The sequence below is a fragment of the Chromobacterium phragmitis genome (genome assembly GCF_003325475.1).
Classification (GTDB): domain Bacteria; phylum Pseudomonadota; class Gammaproteobacteria; order Burkholderiales; family Chromobacteriaceae; genus Chromobacterium; species Chromobacterium phragmitis.
This window is the reverse complement of the sequence record NZ_CP029495.1, coordinates 4446990-4463367: the sequence shown is the minus strand read 5'-3', so window position 1 is coordinate 4463367 and position 16378 is coordinate 4446990. Positions and strand designations below refer to the sequence as shown.

General features: G+C 67.5%; 14 protein-coding genes. 9 read left to right on the top strand and 5 right to left on the bottom strand.

All coding sequences use genetic code 11. The features are described 5' to 3' along the window. Window positions 1–77 precede the first annotated feature (77 nt). From DK842_RS21055 to DK842_RS21035, 5 genes are read right to left on the bottom strand one after another with little or no spacing between them, the layout of a single operon-like run. Window positions 78–1502 (bottom strand): efflux transporter outer membrane subunit, encoded by a 1425-nt coding sequence (locus DK842_RS21055; RefSeq protein WP_114063230.1) that lies wholly within the window; start codon window positions 1500–1502, stop codon window positions 78–80. Continuing rightward, window positions 1499–2374, bottom strand: a complete 876-nt coding sequence (locus tag DK842_RS21050) for an efflux RND transporter periplasmic adaptor subunit (RefSeq protein ID WP_114063229.1) — start codon at window positions 2372–2374, stop codon at window positions 1499–1501. Before DK842_RS21050 ends, DK842_RS21055 begins: the two co-directional genes overlap by 4 nt. Before the next feature lie 4 nt (window positions 2375–2378). Beyond that, window positions 2379–2579: a DUF1656 domain-containing protein gene (locus tag DK842_RS21045; RefSeq protein WP_104947428.1), complete on the bottom strand. Its 201-nt coding sequence runs from the start codon at window positions 2577–2579 to the stop codon at window positions 2379–2381. Next, window positions 2576–4606 carry an FUSC family protein gene (locus tag DK842_RS21040; protein ID WP_198414590.1) on the bottom strand — a complete coding sequence of 677 codons (2031 nt, stop codon included), beginning with the start codon at window positions 4604–4606 and terminating at the stop codon, window positions 2576–2578. Before DK842_RS21040 ends, DK842_RS21045 begins: the two co-directional genes overlap by 4 nt. Beyond that, the gene (locus DK842_RS21035) at window positions 4587–5078 is read right to left on the bottom strand and encodes a MarR family winged helix-turn-helix transcriptional regulator (RefSeq protein ID WP_114063228.1); all 492 of its coding nucleotides are present in this window, start codon (window positions 5076–5078) and stop codon (window positions 4587–4589) included. Before DK842_RS21035 ends, DK842_RS21040 begins: the two co-directional genes overlap by 20 nt. A 666-nt stretch (window positions 5079–5744) precedes the next feature. Between DK842_RS21035 and DK842_RS21030 the strand changes: the two genes are divergently transcribed. From DK842_RS21030 to DK842_RS20990, 9 genes are all read left to right on the top strand, one after another. After that, a complete protein-coding gene (locus DK842_RS21030; RefSeq protein ID WP_114063227.1) occupies window positions 5745–6776 on the top strand; it encodes a patatin-like phospholipase family protein in 1032 nt (343 codons plus the stop codon). Between the two features lie 78 nt (window positions 6777–6854). Further along, a complete protein-coding gene (locus DK842_RS21025) occupies window positions 6855–7265 on the top strand; it encodes a DUF1801 domain-containing protein (RefSeq protein WP_114063226.1) in 411 nt (136 codons plus the stop codon). 263 nt (window positions 7266–7528) lie between these two features. Continuing rightward, window positions 7529–7999 (top strand): chemotaxis protein CheW, encoded by a 471-nt coding sequence (locus tag DK842_RS21020; protein WP_114063225.1) that lies wholly within the window; start codon window positions 7529–7531, stop codon window positions 7997–7999. After that, window positions 7996–9489, top strand: coding sequence for a CheR family methyltransferase (locus tag DK842_RS21015; protein WP_114063224.1), 1494 nt, complete (start codon window positions 7996–7998; stop codon window positions 9487–9489). The genes DK842_RS21020 and DK842_RS21015 overlap by 4 nt, the downstream gene beginning before the upstream one ends. Window positions 9490–9491: 2 nt before the next feature. Beyond that, the gene (locus DK842_RS21010; protein ID WP_114063223.1) at window positions 9492–10016 is read left to right on the top strand and encodes a chemotaxis protein CheW; all 525 of its coding nucleotides are present in this window, start codon (window positions 9492–9494) and stop codon (window positions 10014–10016) included. Between the two features lie 42 nt (window positions 10017–10058). Continuing rightward, window positions 10059–12056 carry a response regulator gene (locus tag DK842_RS21005; protein ID WP_114063222.1) on the top strand — a complete coding sequence of 666 codons (1998 nt, stop codon included), beginning with the start codon at window positions 10059–10061 and terminating at the stop codon, window positions 12054–12056. Next, entirely contained in the window at window positions 12053–13096 is a 1044-nt protein-coding gene (gene cheB / locus DK842_RS21000; RefSeq protein WP_114063221.1) for a chemotaxis-specific protein-glutamate methyltransferase CheB, read from the top strand. The genes DK842_RS21005 and cheB overlap by 4 nt, the downstream gene beginning before the upstream one ends. Then, a complete protein-coding gene (locus DK842_RS20995) occupies window positions 13093–15990 on the top strand; it encodes a response regulator (protein WP_114063220.1) in 2898 nt (965 codons plus the stop codon). The genes cheB and DK842_RS20995 overlap by 4 nt, the downstream gene beginning before the upstream one ends. Continuing rightward, window positions 15965–16351, top strand: coding sequence for a response regulator (locus DK842_RS20990; protein WP_114063219.1), 387 nt, complete (start codon window positions 15965–15967; stop codon window positions 16349–16351). The genes DK842_RS20995 and DK842_RS20990 overlap by 26 nt, the downstream gene beginning before the upstream one ends. Window positions 16352–16378 lie beyond the last annotated feature (27 nt).

The window sequence follows — 16378 nt, the reverse complement described above, 5'->3', positions numbered from 1 at the left end:
TGGCGCAGCGCCCGAGGGCGCTCGCCCTTCATGGGTTGCCCGCCTTGCGGGCAGCGCTGTTGCTGGCCTCTCCCGGTTCAGCGCGGTTGTTCCCAGCCGCCTCCCAGCGCCTGGAAAACCGTGACCTGATCTTGCGCCAGCTGCGCGTCCGACGCCGCCAGCGCCGCCTCGTTGCCGGCCAGCGCGCGGTCGGCGTCCAGGCTGGCCAGATAGGGCGCGCGGCCCGCCGCGTACAGGCGGCGGTTGTCCTGCGCGGCGGCGCGGGCGTTGTCGCGCGCCGAGCGCAGGTCGGCGTTGCGTTCCAGGTCCTTGGCGTAGAAGGTCAGCGCGGTTTCCGTCTCGCGCAGCGCGTTCAGCACGACGGCGTCGAAATGGGCGAGCGCCGCGTCGGCGTCCGCTTCGGCCGCCTTTACCCGGGCGCGGGCCCCGCTGTCGGGGAGGGTCCAGCTGATCAGCGGTCCCAGGCTCCAGCGCCGGGTGCGGTCTTCTCCCGCGTGCTCCAGCAGGCCGGTGAAGCCGGCCGACCCGCCGAGGCTGACGCTGGGGTAGAGCTGGGCGGTGGCCACGCCGATGCGGGCGGTGGCGGCGGCGAGCTTGCGTTCCGCCTCGCGCACGTCAGGACGGCGCTTGAGCAGGGCCGCGCCGTCGCCGACCGGCAGCGGCTGGCTCAGCCGAGGCAGGACGGAGCAGGCCGCCGCGGCGGCTGGCAGTTCGGCCGGCGCCTTGCCCTGCAGCGCGGCCAGGCGGAAGCGGGCGGCCTCCTGTTCCGCCTGCAGGCGGGGCAGCGCGGCGCGCTGTATGTCGGCCTGGGCCTGGGCGCGCGCCACATCGGCGGCGCGGCCGCGTCCGGCGGACTGCATCCGCTTGGCCACCGCCACGCCGCGGTTCTGCAGGTCCAGCTCGTGCCTGGCCACCGCCAGCTGGTGTCCGGCCGCGCAGCCCTGGACGTAGGCGCCCGCGGTCTGCGCCGCCACCGTGCTCCGGACCAGGTCCATGGCGGCCGCGGTGGCTTCCGTGCCGGCATGGGCGGCTTCCTCTGCGCGGGCCAGCTTGCCGAACAGATCCATCTCATAGCCTATCTTCACGCCGCCATCGCCGATATTGGCCACCGGCAGTTTTTTTTCGATCAAATACGCTTCGCCGGAATCCTGCGCGCGTTGGGCGGTGGCCGACGCGCTGGCGTGGGGATCGCGCCCGGCGTTGACCGAGGCCTCCGCCGCCATCGCCTTGCGCAGATTGGCGGCGGCGGCGCGAAGGTCGGCGTTGGCGCTCAGCGCTTGCGCCACCAGCTTGTCCAGCCTGGCGTCGTCATATAGCCGCCACCAGCCGGCGGGGAGCGGCTGCGGGTTGAAGGCCGCATGGTTGGCCGATTGGAAGGCGGCATTGGCGGCGGGCTTGCCCTGCGCGGCTTGCGACGGCAGGCGGTAGTCCGGGCCGACGGCGGCGCAGCCGGCCAGCGCGCCCAGCAAGCCCAGCGCGCCGGCGAGGCGGGCGGGGCTCATGAGCGGTTCCTTTGCTGGATGGCCACGGTGGCGGTGCGGCCGGCGATCAGCCGGAAATTGGCCGGCACTTCGTCCAGCGCGATGCGCACCGGGATGCGCTGCGCCAGCCGCACCCAGTTGAAGGTGGGGTTGACGTTGGGCAGCAGCGAGGCGCCGTTGCTGCGGTCGCGGTTTTCGATGCCGGCGGCGATGCTTTGCACGTGGCCGCGCAGCTTGCGCGACTCGCCCATGATCTGGATGTCCACCGGCTGGTTCAGCTCCACGCCGCCCAGCTTGGTTTCTTCGAAATAGCCGTCGACATGGAAGGAGCGGGCGTCGACGACGGACAGCGCCGCGCGGCCGCTGGCGGCGTAGTCGCCCACGCGCGGGGTGCGGTCGTTCAGATAGCCGTCCACCGGGCTTTTCACCACCGTGCGCTCCAGATTCAGCCGGGCCAGGCCGACCGCGGCCTCGGCGGCGGCCAGCGTGGCTTCGCCCAGCTGCACCTTGGCGTCGCCTTCCTCGCGGGCCTCGGCGGCCACCAGTTCGCTCAATGAACGGTTGCGCGCGGCCTCGCGGCGGGCCTGGGCCAGCGTGGCGCGCTGAGCGGCTGCGGCGGCTTCCGCCTGGCGCAGCGCCAGCTGGTAATGGGCGCGGTCCACCACGAACAGCGGCTGGCCTTTCTTGACCTGCTGGTTGTCCGAGACCTTCACCTCGGTGATCAACCCGGACACGTCCGGGGCCACCTGCACCACGTCGGCGGCGATATGGCCGTCGCGGGTCCATGGCGCGTCGGTGTAGTAGATCCAGATATGCCGCACCACCGCGATGGCGACGGCGACGGTGGCCAGGGTCAGCAGCACGGCCCCGGCTTGGCGAATGCGGTTGTTCATGATGTCACCTGTGAAACAGCGCGATGGTGCCGCCCAGCACGATCACGTAAAGCGCGAAATTGAAGAGAGAGCGGTGCCACACCACGCGGTAGAGGCCCAGTCGGGCCAGCGCGCGGCGCAGCAGGCTGCTGGCGGCGAAGGCGATCACCATCATCACCAGCAGGCTGGGGAAGTAGACCCCGTAGAAATTGACTTCGCCTATCATGGCTGGGCTCCTGGAGCGGTTGACGCCGGCTGGAAGCCTTCGGCGTCGGGGAACAGCGCCACGCGCATCTCCACCAGCGCGTGTCGGGCCTCGCGCGCGGCCGGCGCGAGGTCGGCCAGGGTGAGGGCGATGGCCGCGTCCAGCCGGCCCAGCAGCGCGTCCGGCGCGTCAAGGCCGCGGTCGGCGTCGGCGCAGGCGCGAAAGTGCTCGCTGACGCCTTGCAGCGCCGTGTCCACCGCCTGGTGGGCGGCGCCGGCCAGGCGGTGCTCGTCGCGCTGAAGGTCCAGCGCGCTGAAACCCACCCGCAACTCGCGGAAGCCGGCGGACGGATCCGCGCCGTCGGCGGCCAGGCGCGGCGCCAGCAGCGACAGCCGGTCCAGCATCAGCGCCGTCAGCCGCGCGTAGTCGCCGCCGTGGCGGCCGGCGGCGTTATGCGCCAGGTCGCGCCAGTTGGAGCGGATCAGGCGGCGCAGCGTCAGCTCGGCGCCGAAGGGACGGGTGGTCAGCGTCCAGACCAGCGCGAACAGGATGCCGGCAGCGCCGGCCAGATTACTGTTGAGGAAGGACTGGAAGTCGGCGTTGTAGCTTTGCTGCAGGCCGATCAGATTGGCGGTGAACACCACCAGCAGCATCGCCACCGGGCCGAAGCGGGGCTGGCTCATCAACGCGCCGCCCACGAGGAAGGGCGGGGCCAGGCACAGCGCCAGCATTTCGAATTCGTGCACCGCCGGCAGCACGGCGAACAGCAGCAGGCCGGCCAGCATGGTGCAGATGGTGTTGACGATGAACAGCGTGCGCAGCATCGGCGCGGGCTCGTCCATAGAGCCGAACAGGCAGCAGGCCACCGTGCCCAGGATCACCGCGTTGGCGCCGTCCTGCCAGCCCAGCGCGATCCAGATGAGACAGCCCAGGAAGATGCCCAGCGCGGCGGCCCCGGCGGCGAAGCCGAGCAGGCCGTAATCGTAGTGGCGGGCTTTCACGCCCACTTCCCAGCGGCGGTAGGCGGGTTTCCAGTCCCACAGCGGCAGCCCGCGGGAGATCAGCGCGCGCAGCGTCAGGCAGTCCTGCCACAGATTGACCAGAGATTTCAGCCGCATCCGCGCCGTGCCTTCCAGCAGCGATGGCCAGCCGCCGTCCGGCGGCGGCGCGTCCAGCTGGCGGCGCAGCGCGCGCGCCTGGCTGAGGAACCAAGGATTGTCGGCCGGATAGCCCAGCCAATTGGAGGTGTCTTCCATCAACTGGAGCAAGTCCGCGGACACGCCGCCGGGCGTCTTGCGCAGCACTGCCAGCAGCTCGGAAAGCGACGACAGCAGCGGCGGCAGCATGCTCATCCGCGCGCGCAGCTCGCCTGCGGTGCGTTCGGTGTCGCGGCTGGTGGCGTCGTAGGAGAGGTGGGTAAGCAGTTGGTCGAAGGCCAGCAGGTCGGCCGCCAGCCGGTTGCGGCCCGCCGACGGCGGCTGGGGATTGCTGCCCAGCGTATCCGTTGCCCAGGCGGCGGCGTCCTTGAGCCAGCCGTCCACGCGCGGGCTCAGCACCGCTGACACGCGGGTGGGCAGCACCAGCGCGGCGGCCAGGCTGGCGCAGACGATGCCGAGGGCGATTTCCTCGCTGCGCGCGATGGCGATGTCGAACACGCTCTCCGGCGCGTACACCGCCGACAGCGCGATCAGCGGCATGGTGTAGGCCGGCAGCCGCAGCAGATAGTGGCGCGGCGTATGGTCCAGCATGGATAGATAAAGCAGGGCGCCGGACCACAGCGCCACCACCAGGCTCAGCAGCGCCGGCTGGTTGGCCAGCGGCGGCACCACAAACACTGCCGCCGCCGCGCCCAGCAGGGTGCCGAACACGCGGTACGCCGCCTTGGAGCGGGTGGCGCCGATCAGCGGGTGGGACACGATGTAGACGGTGCCCATCGCCCAGCTGGGTTTGGGCAGGCCCAGCGCCAGCGCGATGTACAGCGCCAGCATCGCGGCGGCGAAGGTGCGGGCTGAGAACAGCCAGTCTCGCTTAGCGGGCAGCGCGATCATCGCTCTTGCCCAACATCGGGTCATGGGGCAGCCGGGTTTGCGCGGCGGCCTGCTCCAGCGCATGGAACACCCGCAGCGCCGCTTCCAGGTCCGTCTGGCTGACGGACGCGAGCGAGCGCGCGCGCAGCGCCACCAGTTCGGTCTCTATCTCGCGGGTCACTTCGCGGCCGGCGTCGGTGAACCACAGCGTCTTTACCCGCCTGTCGCGCAGGCCTTGCTCCCGCCGCAACAGGCCGGCGTTGCACAGCTGGTCCACGATGCGGACCAGCGAGGCTGGCTCCATGCCCAATTCCTCGGCCAGCGCGCTGTGGCTGACGCCTTCTCCCAAACGGCCGATGAACAGCAGCGCGGAGCCGCCGGAAACCGAAATGGCGTGGGCGGTCAGCGCTTCCTGCGCGATATGCCGCCACAGCACGCTCATCGGCCGCAGGCTGCTGGTCAGCCGCAAGCGCAGCAGGTCTATGTCTTCCATATGGGTTCTGCCTGGTGTGAGTAGTGGTGATCGATTTTCGATGTGAATGGATTGTATCGATAATTTCATTAATTAGCAAACTAACTATTTGTCGGAAAAAGCCGCGAGTCAGCATCGGAGGGGAGGCGAGCCCATGATATCCGGCGCCGCGGACGACATGTCGATAGGCCTGTGACACTCCTTCCTCGCCGTCCAGGCTGAGCGGCAGCAGCTGCTGGGCGGCGACGTGCCCGCCGCCCAGTTCCAGCGTGAGCAGGCGTTGGTTCTGGTTGAAGGCGGAGGCGAAACTGGCGAGGAGTGAGCTAAGGTCCATCTATTTCCCAAAATGAAAATACCCTCGCGAGGAGGGTATGTCGGTGCGCGGCAATGAGGATCGGCAATATCTTAGGGATAAGTAAGCGGCGGAAACAGAGGGTGGTGATTTGTGTTGGTAAAAGCTGTCCTAAAAGACATATTTGTCTAATAATATTGCTTCAAATTTTCAATAAACAATATTTTACATTAATTAAATTTAATTTTGTAATATATTGCGCTTTTGCGCCTGGTTTTGGATGGGCTCAAAATCACGCCTGCATGGTCTCATTGCCGTAGGGATGTCAACGCCTGTGCTTGTTGCGATAGCGTCGTCGTGCCATATTGTGCATTGCAATAATTGCAGGGGTGACCATGTTCAGCCGCAAAGACGATAAGCCTTCGATCAGCCTGGCGTTGCAGGGCGGCGGGGCGCATGGCGCGTTCACCTGGGGCGTATTGGACGCATTGCTGGAAAACGGGCGCTATCGTTTTGAGGGGCTGAGCGGCACCAGCGCCGGCGCGATGAACGCGACGGCTGTCGCGCATGGCTTATCAGTCGGCGGGCCTGACGAGGCGAGGCGGGCGTTGTCTGAATTCTGGCTTCGGGTTGGCGAAAGCCTGCCTAAAGAAATGACCCGCCCCTTGCCGCTAAGCGTGGATTCCGCGGCCTCGCCAAGTTTGAAGATGGTCTTGCAGTTGTCGCAGTGGTTCTCGCCGTACCAGCTCAATCCCTTGGACTATAACCCGCTGCGGGACATCATCGTCTCGCAGTTCGATTTCGACCGCATCCGCCGCGCGGCGCCGGTACAGCTGTTTGTGGCGGCTACGCACGCCAACAGCGGGCGGCTGAGGCTGTTCCGCAATGAGGACTTGTCCGCGGACGCTTTGCTGGCGTCGGCATGCCTTCCCGCGCTGCAGCAGGCGGTGATGCTGGACGGAGAACCATACTGGGATGGCGGTTTCGCCGCCAATCCCGCCATCTTCCCGCTATTCAAATTTTGCCGCGGCGACGACATTTTGCTGGTGCTGCTGTCCCCGACCGATCATGGCGGCACCCCGCGCACGGCTGAGGAAATCCAGCGCAGAGCGATGCTGTTGGGATTCAATAGCGCCTTCCTGCGCGAGATGCGTCTATTTGCCCTGCTGCGGGAGATGGCGGCGGAGCCCGCGTATCTGCGCGGGCGGCTGGAACGCCGGCTGTTGGCGACGCGATTTCATTTGATCGCGGCGGATGATGCTTTGTCGGAACTGGACGCCAGCAGCCGAGCGTTGACTTATGGCCCATTTCTGGAGTGGCTGCGGGAGCAGGGGCGGCAGTCGGCGCTGGCGTGGATGGCGGAGCATGGCGATAAGGTGGGGCATCGCGGCAGCGTGGATATCGCGCGCGAATTCCTCAAGCCGTGATGCCGGCAGCTGGCTGTTCCGCAAGCCGGCGCCATGCTGGGGCTTGGCTTTTATTAACGATTCTTGGCGAGGGTGAGAATGAGCCTGGCGGATTCTGTCGGAGGAAAGTCGGCATCGCAATGGATCGATGCCAGGGTAGCCGAGCTGGGAGGCTGGCGAGGCGAGGCCTTGGGGCTGGTACGGGAATGGATTCGCCAGGCCGCGCCGGACGTGGTGGAGGAGTGGAAATGGATGGGGACGCCGGTATGGTCGCTGGGCGGCATGCTTTGCACCGGCGAAGCCTACAAACAGGTGGTCAAGCTGACTTTTCTGAAAGGAGCCAGCTTGGCGGACCCGGCAGGGTTGTTCAATGCCAGCCTGGCCGGCAACGCCCGGCGCGCGATCGATATCCGCGAGGGCGGAATGCCGGATGAGGAGGCGTTCAAAACGCTGATTCGGGAAGCGGTCGCGTTGAATCTGGCCAAGGGCAAGCCGGGGCGACAACGCTGACTTCAAGAGCCGCTGACAAGATGCGGATGCGGCGTCGCGCCGACTTGCCCAGGCGCGAAACGGAATTTTGTTAGCGGCGCTAAACGGGCGCTGCGCCAGGGGGCGTCACGCTTTCCGGTTATGCAAAAAAGCGGATTCCCCTTGAGAATATTGTGTAATCTTCATAAAGGCGCTGGTGGATCTCTCCTTTGACGGCTAAGAGGTGTGGCGCTGGCATCGCATGATGCGGGTCATTGTTCTGCTTGTCAGTGAAATGGACATCCATGGCATTCGATAGCAAATCACTGCTTTCCGTATTGTTGTGCCGAAGCGGCCAGCGCCTGTGCGCGCTGCCGCTGGCGCATGTGCGAGAAACCATGCGCGCCCTCCCGGTTGATCCCGTGCCCGCCATGTCCGACTTCCTGCTTGGGCTGGCGCTGATACGCGGCGCGCCGGTTCCGGTTCTCGATTGCGCGCGCCTGATGGGCTCGGCGTCGCCGACGCGGCTCTCCCGCTTCGTCACGCTGGTGGTGGGCGAACGCCTGTTGGCGCTGGCGGTGGACGACGTCATCGGGGTGCGGCAACTCGCCGCCGCCGCGCTGGCCGATATCGCCCCGCTGCTGGATGGCAGCGATGACGGCTTGGTCCAGGCGATCGCGACGCTCGACGCCGAATTGCTGCTGGTGTTGCGCGCGGGCCGCTTGGTGCCTGAGGAGATGTGGGAGGCCCTGGCGGTCGAGGGAGGGGGGGCATGAGCGCCGAGCCGTCCGCCTCACAAGTGGAGCAATTCCGCGATCTGATCGTCGGCCGTCTCGGCCTGCAATTCGACGAAACCAAGCTGGGCAACCTGGCGCGCGTGTTGTCCCTGCACGGCGGAACAGACAAGGACGCCTATCTGGCCATGCTGGCGGCGGAGTCCGGGCCATATCCGGCGCTGCATAAGCTTGCGGTCGACCTGACCGTCACCGAAACCTATTTTTACCGGAATGTCGAACAGATCCAGGCCTTCGCCGAAGTGGCGATGCCTGCCTGCCTGCTGGCGCGGGACGGCCTGCCTGTGCGCGTGTTGTCGGCCGGCTGCGCCTCGGGGGAGGAGCCGTACACGCTGGCGATCGCCGCGCGCGAAACCGCCGGCTTGGGCGCGGGCAGCGTGCAGATCCGCGCGGTCGACGCCAACCCCGCCATGCTGGCCAAAGCGGGGGGCGCGCGTTATTCGGGCTGGTCGCTGCGGGAAGTGGGCGCCGCGATGCGGGCGCGCTGGTTCGCGCGCGATGGCGACCTTCACGCGCTGAACGAGGGCGTGCGGCGCTCGGTTCGGTTCGAACAGCGCAATCTGGCGCGGGAGGATGAGGAGTTGTGGGCGCCGGACAGCTATGACATCGTGTTCTGCCGCAATGTGCTGATGTATTTCAGCCCGGCCCAGGCGCAGGCAGCGGTGGCGCGTATCGCCGGCGCCATGTCGCCCGGCGGCTATCTGTTCCTGGGGCATGCGGAAACCCTGCGCGGCCTGTCGCACGATTTCCATCTCTGCCATACCCATGCCACCTTCTATTACCAGCGAAAGCAGCAGGTGGGGGCACCGGCGCGGGAGCCCGCATTTTTCCAGCCGCCGTGGAGCGGGGATCGGGTTCCGCCGCCGCCGCCGAATGACCCCGCATGGGCCGATGTGATCGCGCGAGCGGCCCAGCGCATCGACACGCTTGCGGTGGCCGCGCCCCAAGCCGGGCGGGGGCTGTCGGAGTCCTCGCAGCCGGATTTGCAGCAGGCCCTGTCGTGTCTGCACAGGGAGCAATTCGAGCAAAGCCTGGCCCTGATAGAGAAGCTGCCGCAACAGCATGCGGACGATCCTGACGTATTGTTGCTGAAGGCGGTCTCGCTCAGCCAGAGCGGCATGCTCGCCGAGGCGCAGGACGTCTGCCACGCCCTGTTGGCGCGCGATGAGCTCAATGCCGGCGCCCATTATGTGCTGGCATTGTGCCGCGAAGAGGATGGCGACAATCCGGCTGCGTTGGCGCACTACCGCAGCGCCGCCTACCTGAATCCCGGATTTGCGTTGGCGCGCCTGCATGTCGGCGTGCTCGAGCGGCGGATGGCCGACCCGGAGGCGGCGCGGCGCGACCTGGCTCAAGCCCTGCTTCTGTTGCAGCATGAGGATCCGTCGCGTCTGCTGCTGTTTGGCGGCGGCTTTCCGCGCAGCGCCCTGATCAATCTTTGCCGCGCCGAACTGGCGGCCTTGGGAGCCTAGCCATGGATTCCGACCAGGCATCGATTGACAGCGCGGACCGCCTGCGCGAACAGTTCGACCTCTCATTCGCATCGGCTCCGGCCCTGCCGGCCGCTGGCAGCGTGAATCTGCTGACGATACGAATAGGCGCGGAGCCCTATGCCATTCGTCTGGCCGATATCCGTGGCTTGCATGCCGACCGGCGCATCCTGGACCTGCCGGGGCCCATGCCGGAGTTGCTGGGTGTGACGAATTTCCGCGGACAGATCGTGCCGGTGTTTCAACTGGCCGCGTTGTTGGGCAAGTGTCCTGGCGCGGCGCCCCGCTGGATAGTGCTGGTGCAGGCTAGTGCGCCGCTTGCGCTTGCCTTCGAAGCCTTTGATTCCCATATCTGCGTCCTGGACGACGAGATCATCTCGCCGGCCGACGCCGCCGGCCAGGGCGGGGTGCGCACCGCAAGCGGCGTGGTGCCGCTATTGGATATCGGCGTGCTGGCCGCGCAGGTCGAGGCACGCGCCGCCCATTCTCTGTCGGGGCTGACGCCATGAGCGCGCCCGGCGGTCCGCTTCGAAACCGTCTGCGAGCCCCTCATGGCTAAAGATCCCTATCGCTATTTCAGAATCGAGGCGCGCGAGCTCATCGAGCAGTTGAGCAAGGGCGTGCTGGCGCTTGAGCAGAGCGGAGGAGACGAAGAGCGGATATCCCTGCTGCTGCGCTGGGCCCACACGCTGAAAGGCGCGGCGCGGGTGGTGCGCCAGGCGCAGATAGCCGATCTGCTGCATGGCGCGGAAGAGTTGCTGGCGCCGTTCAGGTCGTCCGGCGGAGCGGTGCCGCGCGGCGCCATTGACCAGTTGCTGGCAGCTTGCGACCAAGTGAGCAAGCTGCTGGACCAGTTGCCCTCGACAGACGCCGACGGCGAGGGCAGCCCAGGCGCAGCCGGCCCGGCCGCGCCGGCGGAGGACGCGCCGCAGCGCATCGTCAGGGCGGATGTGCTGGAAGTGGATGTCTTGCTGGAAGGCTTGGGCGAGATCGGCGCTGAGCTGGCGGGCATGCGGCGCGCCATCGGCACGCTGGACGCTCTGCGAGAGCTGGCGCTGACCGCGGGCTCGGCGCAGCAAGGCGGGAGGGCGCTGGCGGCGCAATTGGACGCGCTGGAGCGCAGGATGGCTGGCGGAGCCGAGCGGATAGACCGCGAGCTGCGCCAAACCCGCGACGCGGCGGAGCGGTTGCGTCTGCTCCCGGCGGGAGGGGTTTTCACCGCGCTGGAGCGCTGCGCGCGCGACGCCGCCCACAGCAGCGGCAAGCAAGTGGCGTTCGATGCCAGCGGCAGCCAGCTGCGGATAGACGGCGAGGTGCTGGACGTGGTGCTGGGCGCGCTGCTGCAATTGGTGCGCAACGCGGTGGCGCACGGCATAGAAACGCCGGACCGGCGCCTCGCGTCCGGCAAGAGCGCGGCAGGCCGGATCACCCTGGAGGTCTCGCGGCGCGGCTACATGGCGTGGTTCCGTCTGAAGGATGATGGACGCGGCGTCGACTTGGCCGCGCTGAGGGCGGCGCTGGCGAAGCGAGGCCAGCCGGCGCCGGCCGATGACGCCGCCTTGCTGGCCAGGTTGCTGGAAGGCGGCGTCAGCACCAGCGGCGTGGTGACCGAGCTGTCCGGCCGCGGCATCGGCATGGACGTGGTGCGCGCGGCGATGGCCAAGCTGGGTGGCAAGGCCCATGTCAGCAGCGACGCTTCCGGCGCTACGTTCGAGCTATGCGTGCCGCTGTCCCTGGCTGCGCTGGACGTGTTGCTGGTCGAGGCCGACAACCAGATCATGGCGCTGCCTCTGGACGCGGTGCAAGGCACGCTGCGGGTGTCGCCGGAACATGTGGTGCATTCGGCGGACGGCGGCGGCATCGTGTACGAGGGGCAAATGCTGCCTTTGCTGCCGCTGGCCATCGGCGGGGCGGAGCGGGCCGCCGCCCGCCCACTGTCGCCGCGCGCGATGACCGCCGTGGTGGTCCGCAGCCAAGGCCGGCTGCTGGCTTTGTCGATCGCCAGGCTGGGAGGGGTGGACAGCGTTGTCTTGCGCGCGCTTCCCCCTCTGGCGGCGACCGATCCGATGGTGTTGGGGCTATATCTGGATATGGAAGGCGAGCCGCGCATGGTGCTTGATCCTGAGGAGCTGGGCCGCGCGCTGGCCCGGCGCGGCGGCGCCGGCGAAGCGGCGCCGCCGCGTCCGCCGATTCTGATCGTCGATGATTCCCTGACGACCCGGATGCTGGAAAGCAGCATTCTGGAGTCCGCCGGCTATCAGGTTGAGCTGGCGGCGTCCGCAGAGGAGGGGCTGGAGCTGGCGCGGCAGAATCGCTACGCGTTGTTTCTGGTCGATGTCGAGATGCCGGGCATGGATGGATTCGGCTTCATCACCGAGGTGCGTGCCGATCCGCAACTCAGCGACATTCCGGCGCTTCTGGTGACCTCGCTGGACACTGCCGAGCACAAGCGGCGCGGCAGCGATGCCGGAGCCAACGGCTATATCGTCAAGAATGAATTCGATCAGGCCGCCTTTCTGGGGCGGATCGGGGAACTGGTGCGGCAATGACGAGAGTGCGGGTGCTGGTGGTGGAGGATTCGCTTACGGTGCGCATGTATCTGCGCGAGCTGCTGGAAAGCGACCCGGCCTTCGAGCTGGCAGGACTCGCCGAAGACGGCAAGCAGGCGATCGAGCTGTGCCAGGTCCTGCGCCCGGATGTCATCTCGATGGACATGATGATGCCCGTCATGACCGGACTGGCAGCCACCGAGTACATCATGGCCTATTGCCCGACCCCGATTCTGGTGGTGTCGTCCTCGGTCAATCGCGGCGAATTGTTCCGCACTTACGAGGCGCTGGCCGCCGGGGCATTGGATGTGATCGAAAAGCCGTTGCCCGGACAGAACCTCTGGGGAGAAAGCTACCTGGCCATGCTCAAGCTGGTGGCGAAAATCAAGGTGGTGACGCATTTGCGGGGCCGCCGCGCCGCGCAGGGCGCGCCGGCTGCGGAGCCCTTGGCGCCGGCCGCCGCGCGGCGGCGCATGCGGCTGGCGGCCTTGGGCGCATCTACCGGAGGACCCAGCGCTTTGGTGGACGTGCTGGGCGGGCTGCCCGCCGACTTTCCGCTGCCGCTGCTGGTGGTCATTCATATCGCCGAGCCCTTCGGCCACGCCTTCGTCGACTGGCTGGACGACCATTGCGCGCTGGACGTGCGGATGGCGCGGCACGGCCAGTCGCTTCCGGCGCGCGGGGTGGTGCTGGCGGCGCCCGGTCTGCACATGCAGCTGCGAGGCGGGAGACTGGTTTGCGAAGCGGGACCGGAGCGCTTGTCGTGCCGGCCGTCAGTGGATGTGCTGTTTGAATCGGTGGCGCAGGAGTGCGGCGCGGAAGCCGCCGCCGTGCTGTTGACCGGCATGGGGCAGGATGGGGCGCGCGGCATGCTGGCCGTGCGTGCCGCAGGCGGATTGACCATCGCCCAAGATGAAGCCAGTTGCGTGGTGTACGGCATGCCGCGCGAGGCGGCGTTGCTGAACGCGGCGCAGCGCATTCTGCCGCTGGCCGAGATCGGCCCGGCCCTGGCCGCTTTGGGCGTGGAGCGAGCGTCATGACCGCCCCGGTGCTTATCGTCGACGACAGCCTGACCGTGCGGGCCGACCTGGAGGAGGCGTTCGCGGAACGCGGGATCGCCACCATCTCCTGTTCCGCGCTGGCGGATGCGCGCGCCGCGCTGGCGCAGCGGGACATCGGACTGATGGTGCTGGACGTCATGCTGCCGGACGGCGATGGCGTCGACTTGCTGAGAGAAGTCCGCGCCACGCCAGCCGGCGCCGGCCTGCCGGTGTTGATGCTGTCAAGCGAGGCCCAGGTGCGCGACCGCATCCGCGGCATGCTGACCGGGTCCAACGACTATGTCGGCAAGCCCTATGATCGGGACCGGCTGGTGGCGCGCGCGGTGCAACTGCTGGGCGAGATCGGCGAGCCGGCCGACGCCGCGCCGCTGGTGCAGGTGATAGACGACAGCCTGACCTACCGGGAGCAACTGGCGACGCTGCTGCGCGAGCAGGGCTATCAGGTGGCGCTGGCGCATACCGGGGAGGAGGGGTTGCGCGCGATGGAATCGCGCCGCCCGGCGGCGCTGGTGGTGGACCGCGTGCTGCCCGGCATCGACGGCGCCGCCGTGGTGCGCAAGCTGCGGCTGGACCCGGCATTGCGCACCGTTCCCTGCATTCTGCTGACCGGCGATGACGAAGACGGCGCCGAGCTGAGCGCCCTGGATGCCGGCGCCGACGCCTTTGTCCGCAAGGACGGCGACGCCGGCATGTTGCTGGCGAGGCTGGCGGCGGTGTTGCGCAACGTCGACGACGCGGCCGGGATGGCGCCGCCGCAGGCTGGCCGTCGCATCCTGGCGGTGGACGACAGCCAGACCTATCTGCACCAACTGGCCGAAGTGCTTGGCGATGAAGGCTACGACATGATCCTGGCCGAGTCGGGCGAGCAGGCGCTGGAATGGCTGAAGGTGCAAAGCGTAGATTGCGTGTTGCTGGACCGCCAGATGCCCGGGCTGTCTGGCAGCGAGACCTGCAGCCGGCTGAAGGGCGACCCGGCTACGCGCGACATTCCGCTGATCATGCTGACGGCGATGGAGGATCGGACCGCGATGATCGAGGGGTTGTCGAGCGGAGCCGACGACTACGTCCTGAAGTCGAGCGAGTTCGACGTGCTCAAGGCGCGCGTGCGCGCCCAGTTGCGGCGCAAGCAGTTCGAGGACGAAAACCGCCGCATCCGCGCCGAGATGATGGGCAAGGAGCTGGAGGCGGCGGAGATGCGGGCGGCGCGCGAACTGGCGGAAAGCCGCGCCATCCTGCTGGCCGAGCTGGAGCAGAAAAACCGGGACCTGGAGCAGGCTAATAGGCTCAAGTCCGAGTTCCTGTCCAACATGTCGCACGAACTGCGCACCCCGCTCAACGCCATCATCGGCTTTTCCGATTTGCTGGCGCGCGGCGCCATCGGTCCGCTCAGTCCCAAGCAGAGCACCTGCGTCGGCCATGTGCTGGCCAGCGGCCGCCACCTGCTGAGCCTGATCAACGACATCCTGGATTTGTCCAAGGTAGAAGCGGGCAAGATGGAACTGGGGTTGGAGCCCGTCGACGTCAACGCCGCGTTGCGGGCCTGCCTGTCCATCGTGCAGGACAGCGCGGCGCGGCGCGGCATTTCGCTTGAGTTCCAGCCCTGCCCGCGGATGGAGCCGGCGCTGGTGGACCTGCGCAAATTCAAGCAGATGGTCTACAACCTGCTGTCGAACGCCGTCAAATTCAGCCGCGACGGCGGCGGCGTGACCTTGTCGCTGCACCGCGCGCGGCGCAGCGAGGTGGGATACGGCGAGAACGAAGCCCGCGCTCATCGCTTGCTGCCCTTGCCGGATGGCCCTGAGCCGGAGTTTTTTGAAGTGAGGGTGCGGGACAGCGGCTGCGGGATAGCCGCAGCCGATTTATCCGCGCTGTTCCAAACCTTCAGCCAGCTTGACGCCTCCAATTCCCGACAGCATGAAGGCAGCGGACTGGGGCTGGCCCTGGTCAGCCGGCTGGCCGAACTTCACGGCGGCACGGTGGGCGTATGCAGCGAGACGGGCCTTGGCTCGCAGTTCTCGTTCTGGCTGCCTCTGCGGCCTGAAGCGCCGGCGTCATTGCCGGCCGGCTCGGCGCGCCGGGCGCTGGTGGTGGTGGACAACGACCAGGCCGCGGGTCAGTTGCAGGCGCATCTGGAGCGGATAGGCTTTGCGGTCGCCGCCGCGCGCGATGCCGGGATGGCGCTGGAGCTGGCGCGCGGCGGCGCGCCAGACCTGATCACGATAGATCTGTTGGCGCCTGAGTCCAGCGGCTGGGCCGTGCTGGACGAAGTTATGCGCAATCCCCAGCTGGCAAACGTGCCGGTTGTGATCGTCGCCATCGTGGCGGAGGACATGAAGGCTTGCGCGATGGGCGCGGCGCAATTGCTGCAAAAGCCAGTATCCAGCCAGCGCCTGCGCGATGCGGTGCACGCGTTGGGTCTGGGCAAGGAGCGCGAGCGGGCGCCTTCCGTGATGATCATCGACGATGCGGCCAGCTGCTATGAGTTAAGCGCCGACCTGGCCGCGATGAACTGCAAGCCGCAGTGCTATTCCGACGGCGCCAGCGCCCTCGCGGCCTTGCCGGATGCCAGGCCGGACCTGCTGATCATTGGTTTGGCGCTGCCGGACATCTGCGGCTTCGAAGTGCTCGCGGCGCTGCGCAACCACGCCGCCGCCGCGGTTCCCATCCTGGTGCTGAGCGAGGGCGTCGTCGGCATGGAGGAGCGGCGTCGTCTGAGCAGTCAGGCGCTGCGGATCATGGAGAAAGACAGTTTTGACCGGCGGCAGTTTTTGTTCGAGGTCGGCCGCGCGTTGCAGCAGGCCGCGCGGCGTCGGACGGCCTCGGCGGACCGGACCAGCGAGGTGGGCGATGGCGCGCATACTGATAGTCGATGACACGCCGGGCAATATGGTGCTGACCAGCATGATGCTGGAAAGCGAAGGCCACGCGATGTTTTGCGCCGACCGCGCGCGCGAGGGCATAGACATCGCCCGGCGGGAGCTGCCGGACCTGGTGCTGATGGATGTGCAGATGCCGGAAATGGACGGCATCGAGGCGGTGTCCATCCTTAAGGGCGACCCGGAAACGCAGGCCATACCGGTGGTGGCCCTGACGGCCTGCGCGATGAAGGGCGACCGCGAGCGGCTGCTGGCGGCCGGTTTCGACGGCTATATCGAAAAGCCTGTCGACTATGTCAATTTCCTGGCCGAGGTCCGGCGTCTGGTCGGGCCGGATCAGGCATCGAAACGGAAGTAGCTGGGGAAAAGAGAAAAGGCAAGGCCG

Bases quoted from the DNA above. Each gene is read 5' to 3' on its own strand.
- DK842_RS21055 (WP_114063230.1), bottom strand. From the start codon at position 1,502: ATGAGCCCCGCCCGCCTCGCCGGCGCGCTGGGCTTGCTGGGCGCGCTG.
- DK842_RS21050 (WP_114063229.1), bottom strand. From the start codon at position 2,374: ATGAACAACCGCATTCGCCAAGCCGGGGCCGTGCTGCTGACCCTGGCC.
- DK842_RS21045 (WP_104947428.1), bottom strand. From the start codon at position 2,579: ATGATAGGCGAAGTCAATTTCTACGGGGTCTACTTCCCCAGCCTGCTG.
- DK842_RS21040 (WP_198414590.1), bottom strand. From the start codon at position 4,606: ATGATCGCGCTGCCCGCTAAGCGAGACTGGCTGTTCTCAGCCCGCACC.
- DK842_RS21035 (WP_114063228.1), bottom strand. From the start codon at position 5,078: ATGGAAGACATAGACCTGCTGCGCTTGCGGCTGACCAGCAGCCTGCGG.
- DK842_RS21030 (WP_114063227.1), top strand. From the start codon at position 5,745: ATGTTCAGCCGCAAAGACGATAAGCCTTCGATCAGCCTGGCGTTGCAG.
- DK842_RS21025 (WP_114063226.1), top strand. From the start codon at position 6,855: ATGAGCCTGGCGGATTCTGTCGGAGGAAAGTCGGCATCGCAATGGATC.
- DK842_RS21020 (WP_114063225.1), top strand. From the start codon at position 7,529: ATGGCATTCGATAGCAAATCACTGCTTTCCGTATTGTTGTGCCGAAGC.
- DK842_RS21015 (WP_114063224.1), top strand. From the start codon at position 7,996: ATGAGCGCCGAGCCGTCCGCCTCACAAGTGGAGCAATTCCGCGATCTG.
- DK842_RS21010 (WP_114063223.1), top strand. From the start codon at position 9,492: ATGGATTCCGACCAGGCATCGATTGACAGCGCGGACCGCCTGCGCGAA.
- DK842_RS21005 (WP_114063222.1), top strand. From the start codon at position 10,059: ATGGCTAAAGATCCCTATCGCTATTTCAGAATCGAGGCGCGCGAGCTC.
- cheB (WP_114063221.1), top strand. From the start codon at position 12,053: ATGACGAGAGTGCGGGTGCTGGTGGTGGAGGATTCGCTTACGGTGCGC.
- DK842_RS20995 (WP_114063220.1), top strand. From the start codon at position 13,093: ATGACCGCCCCGGTGCTTATCGTCGACGACAGCCTGACCGTGCGGGCC.
- DK842_RS20990 (WP_114063219.1), top strand. From the start codon at position 15,965: ATGGCGCGCATACTGATAGTCGATGACACGCCGGGCAATATGGTGCTG.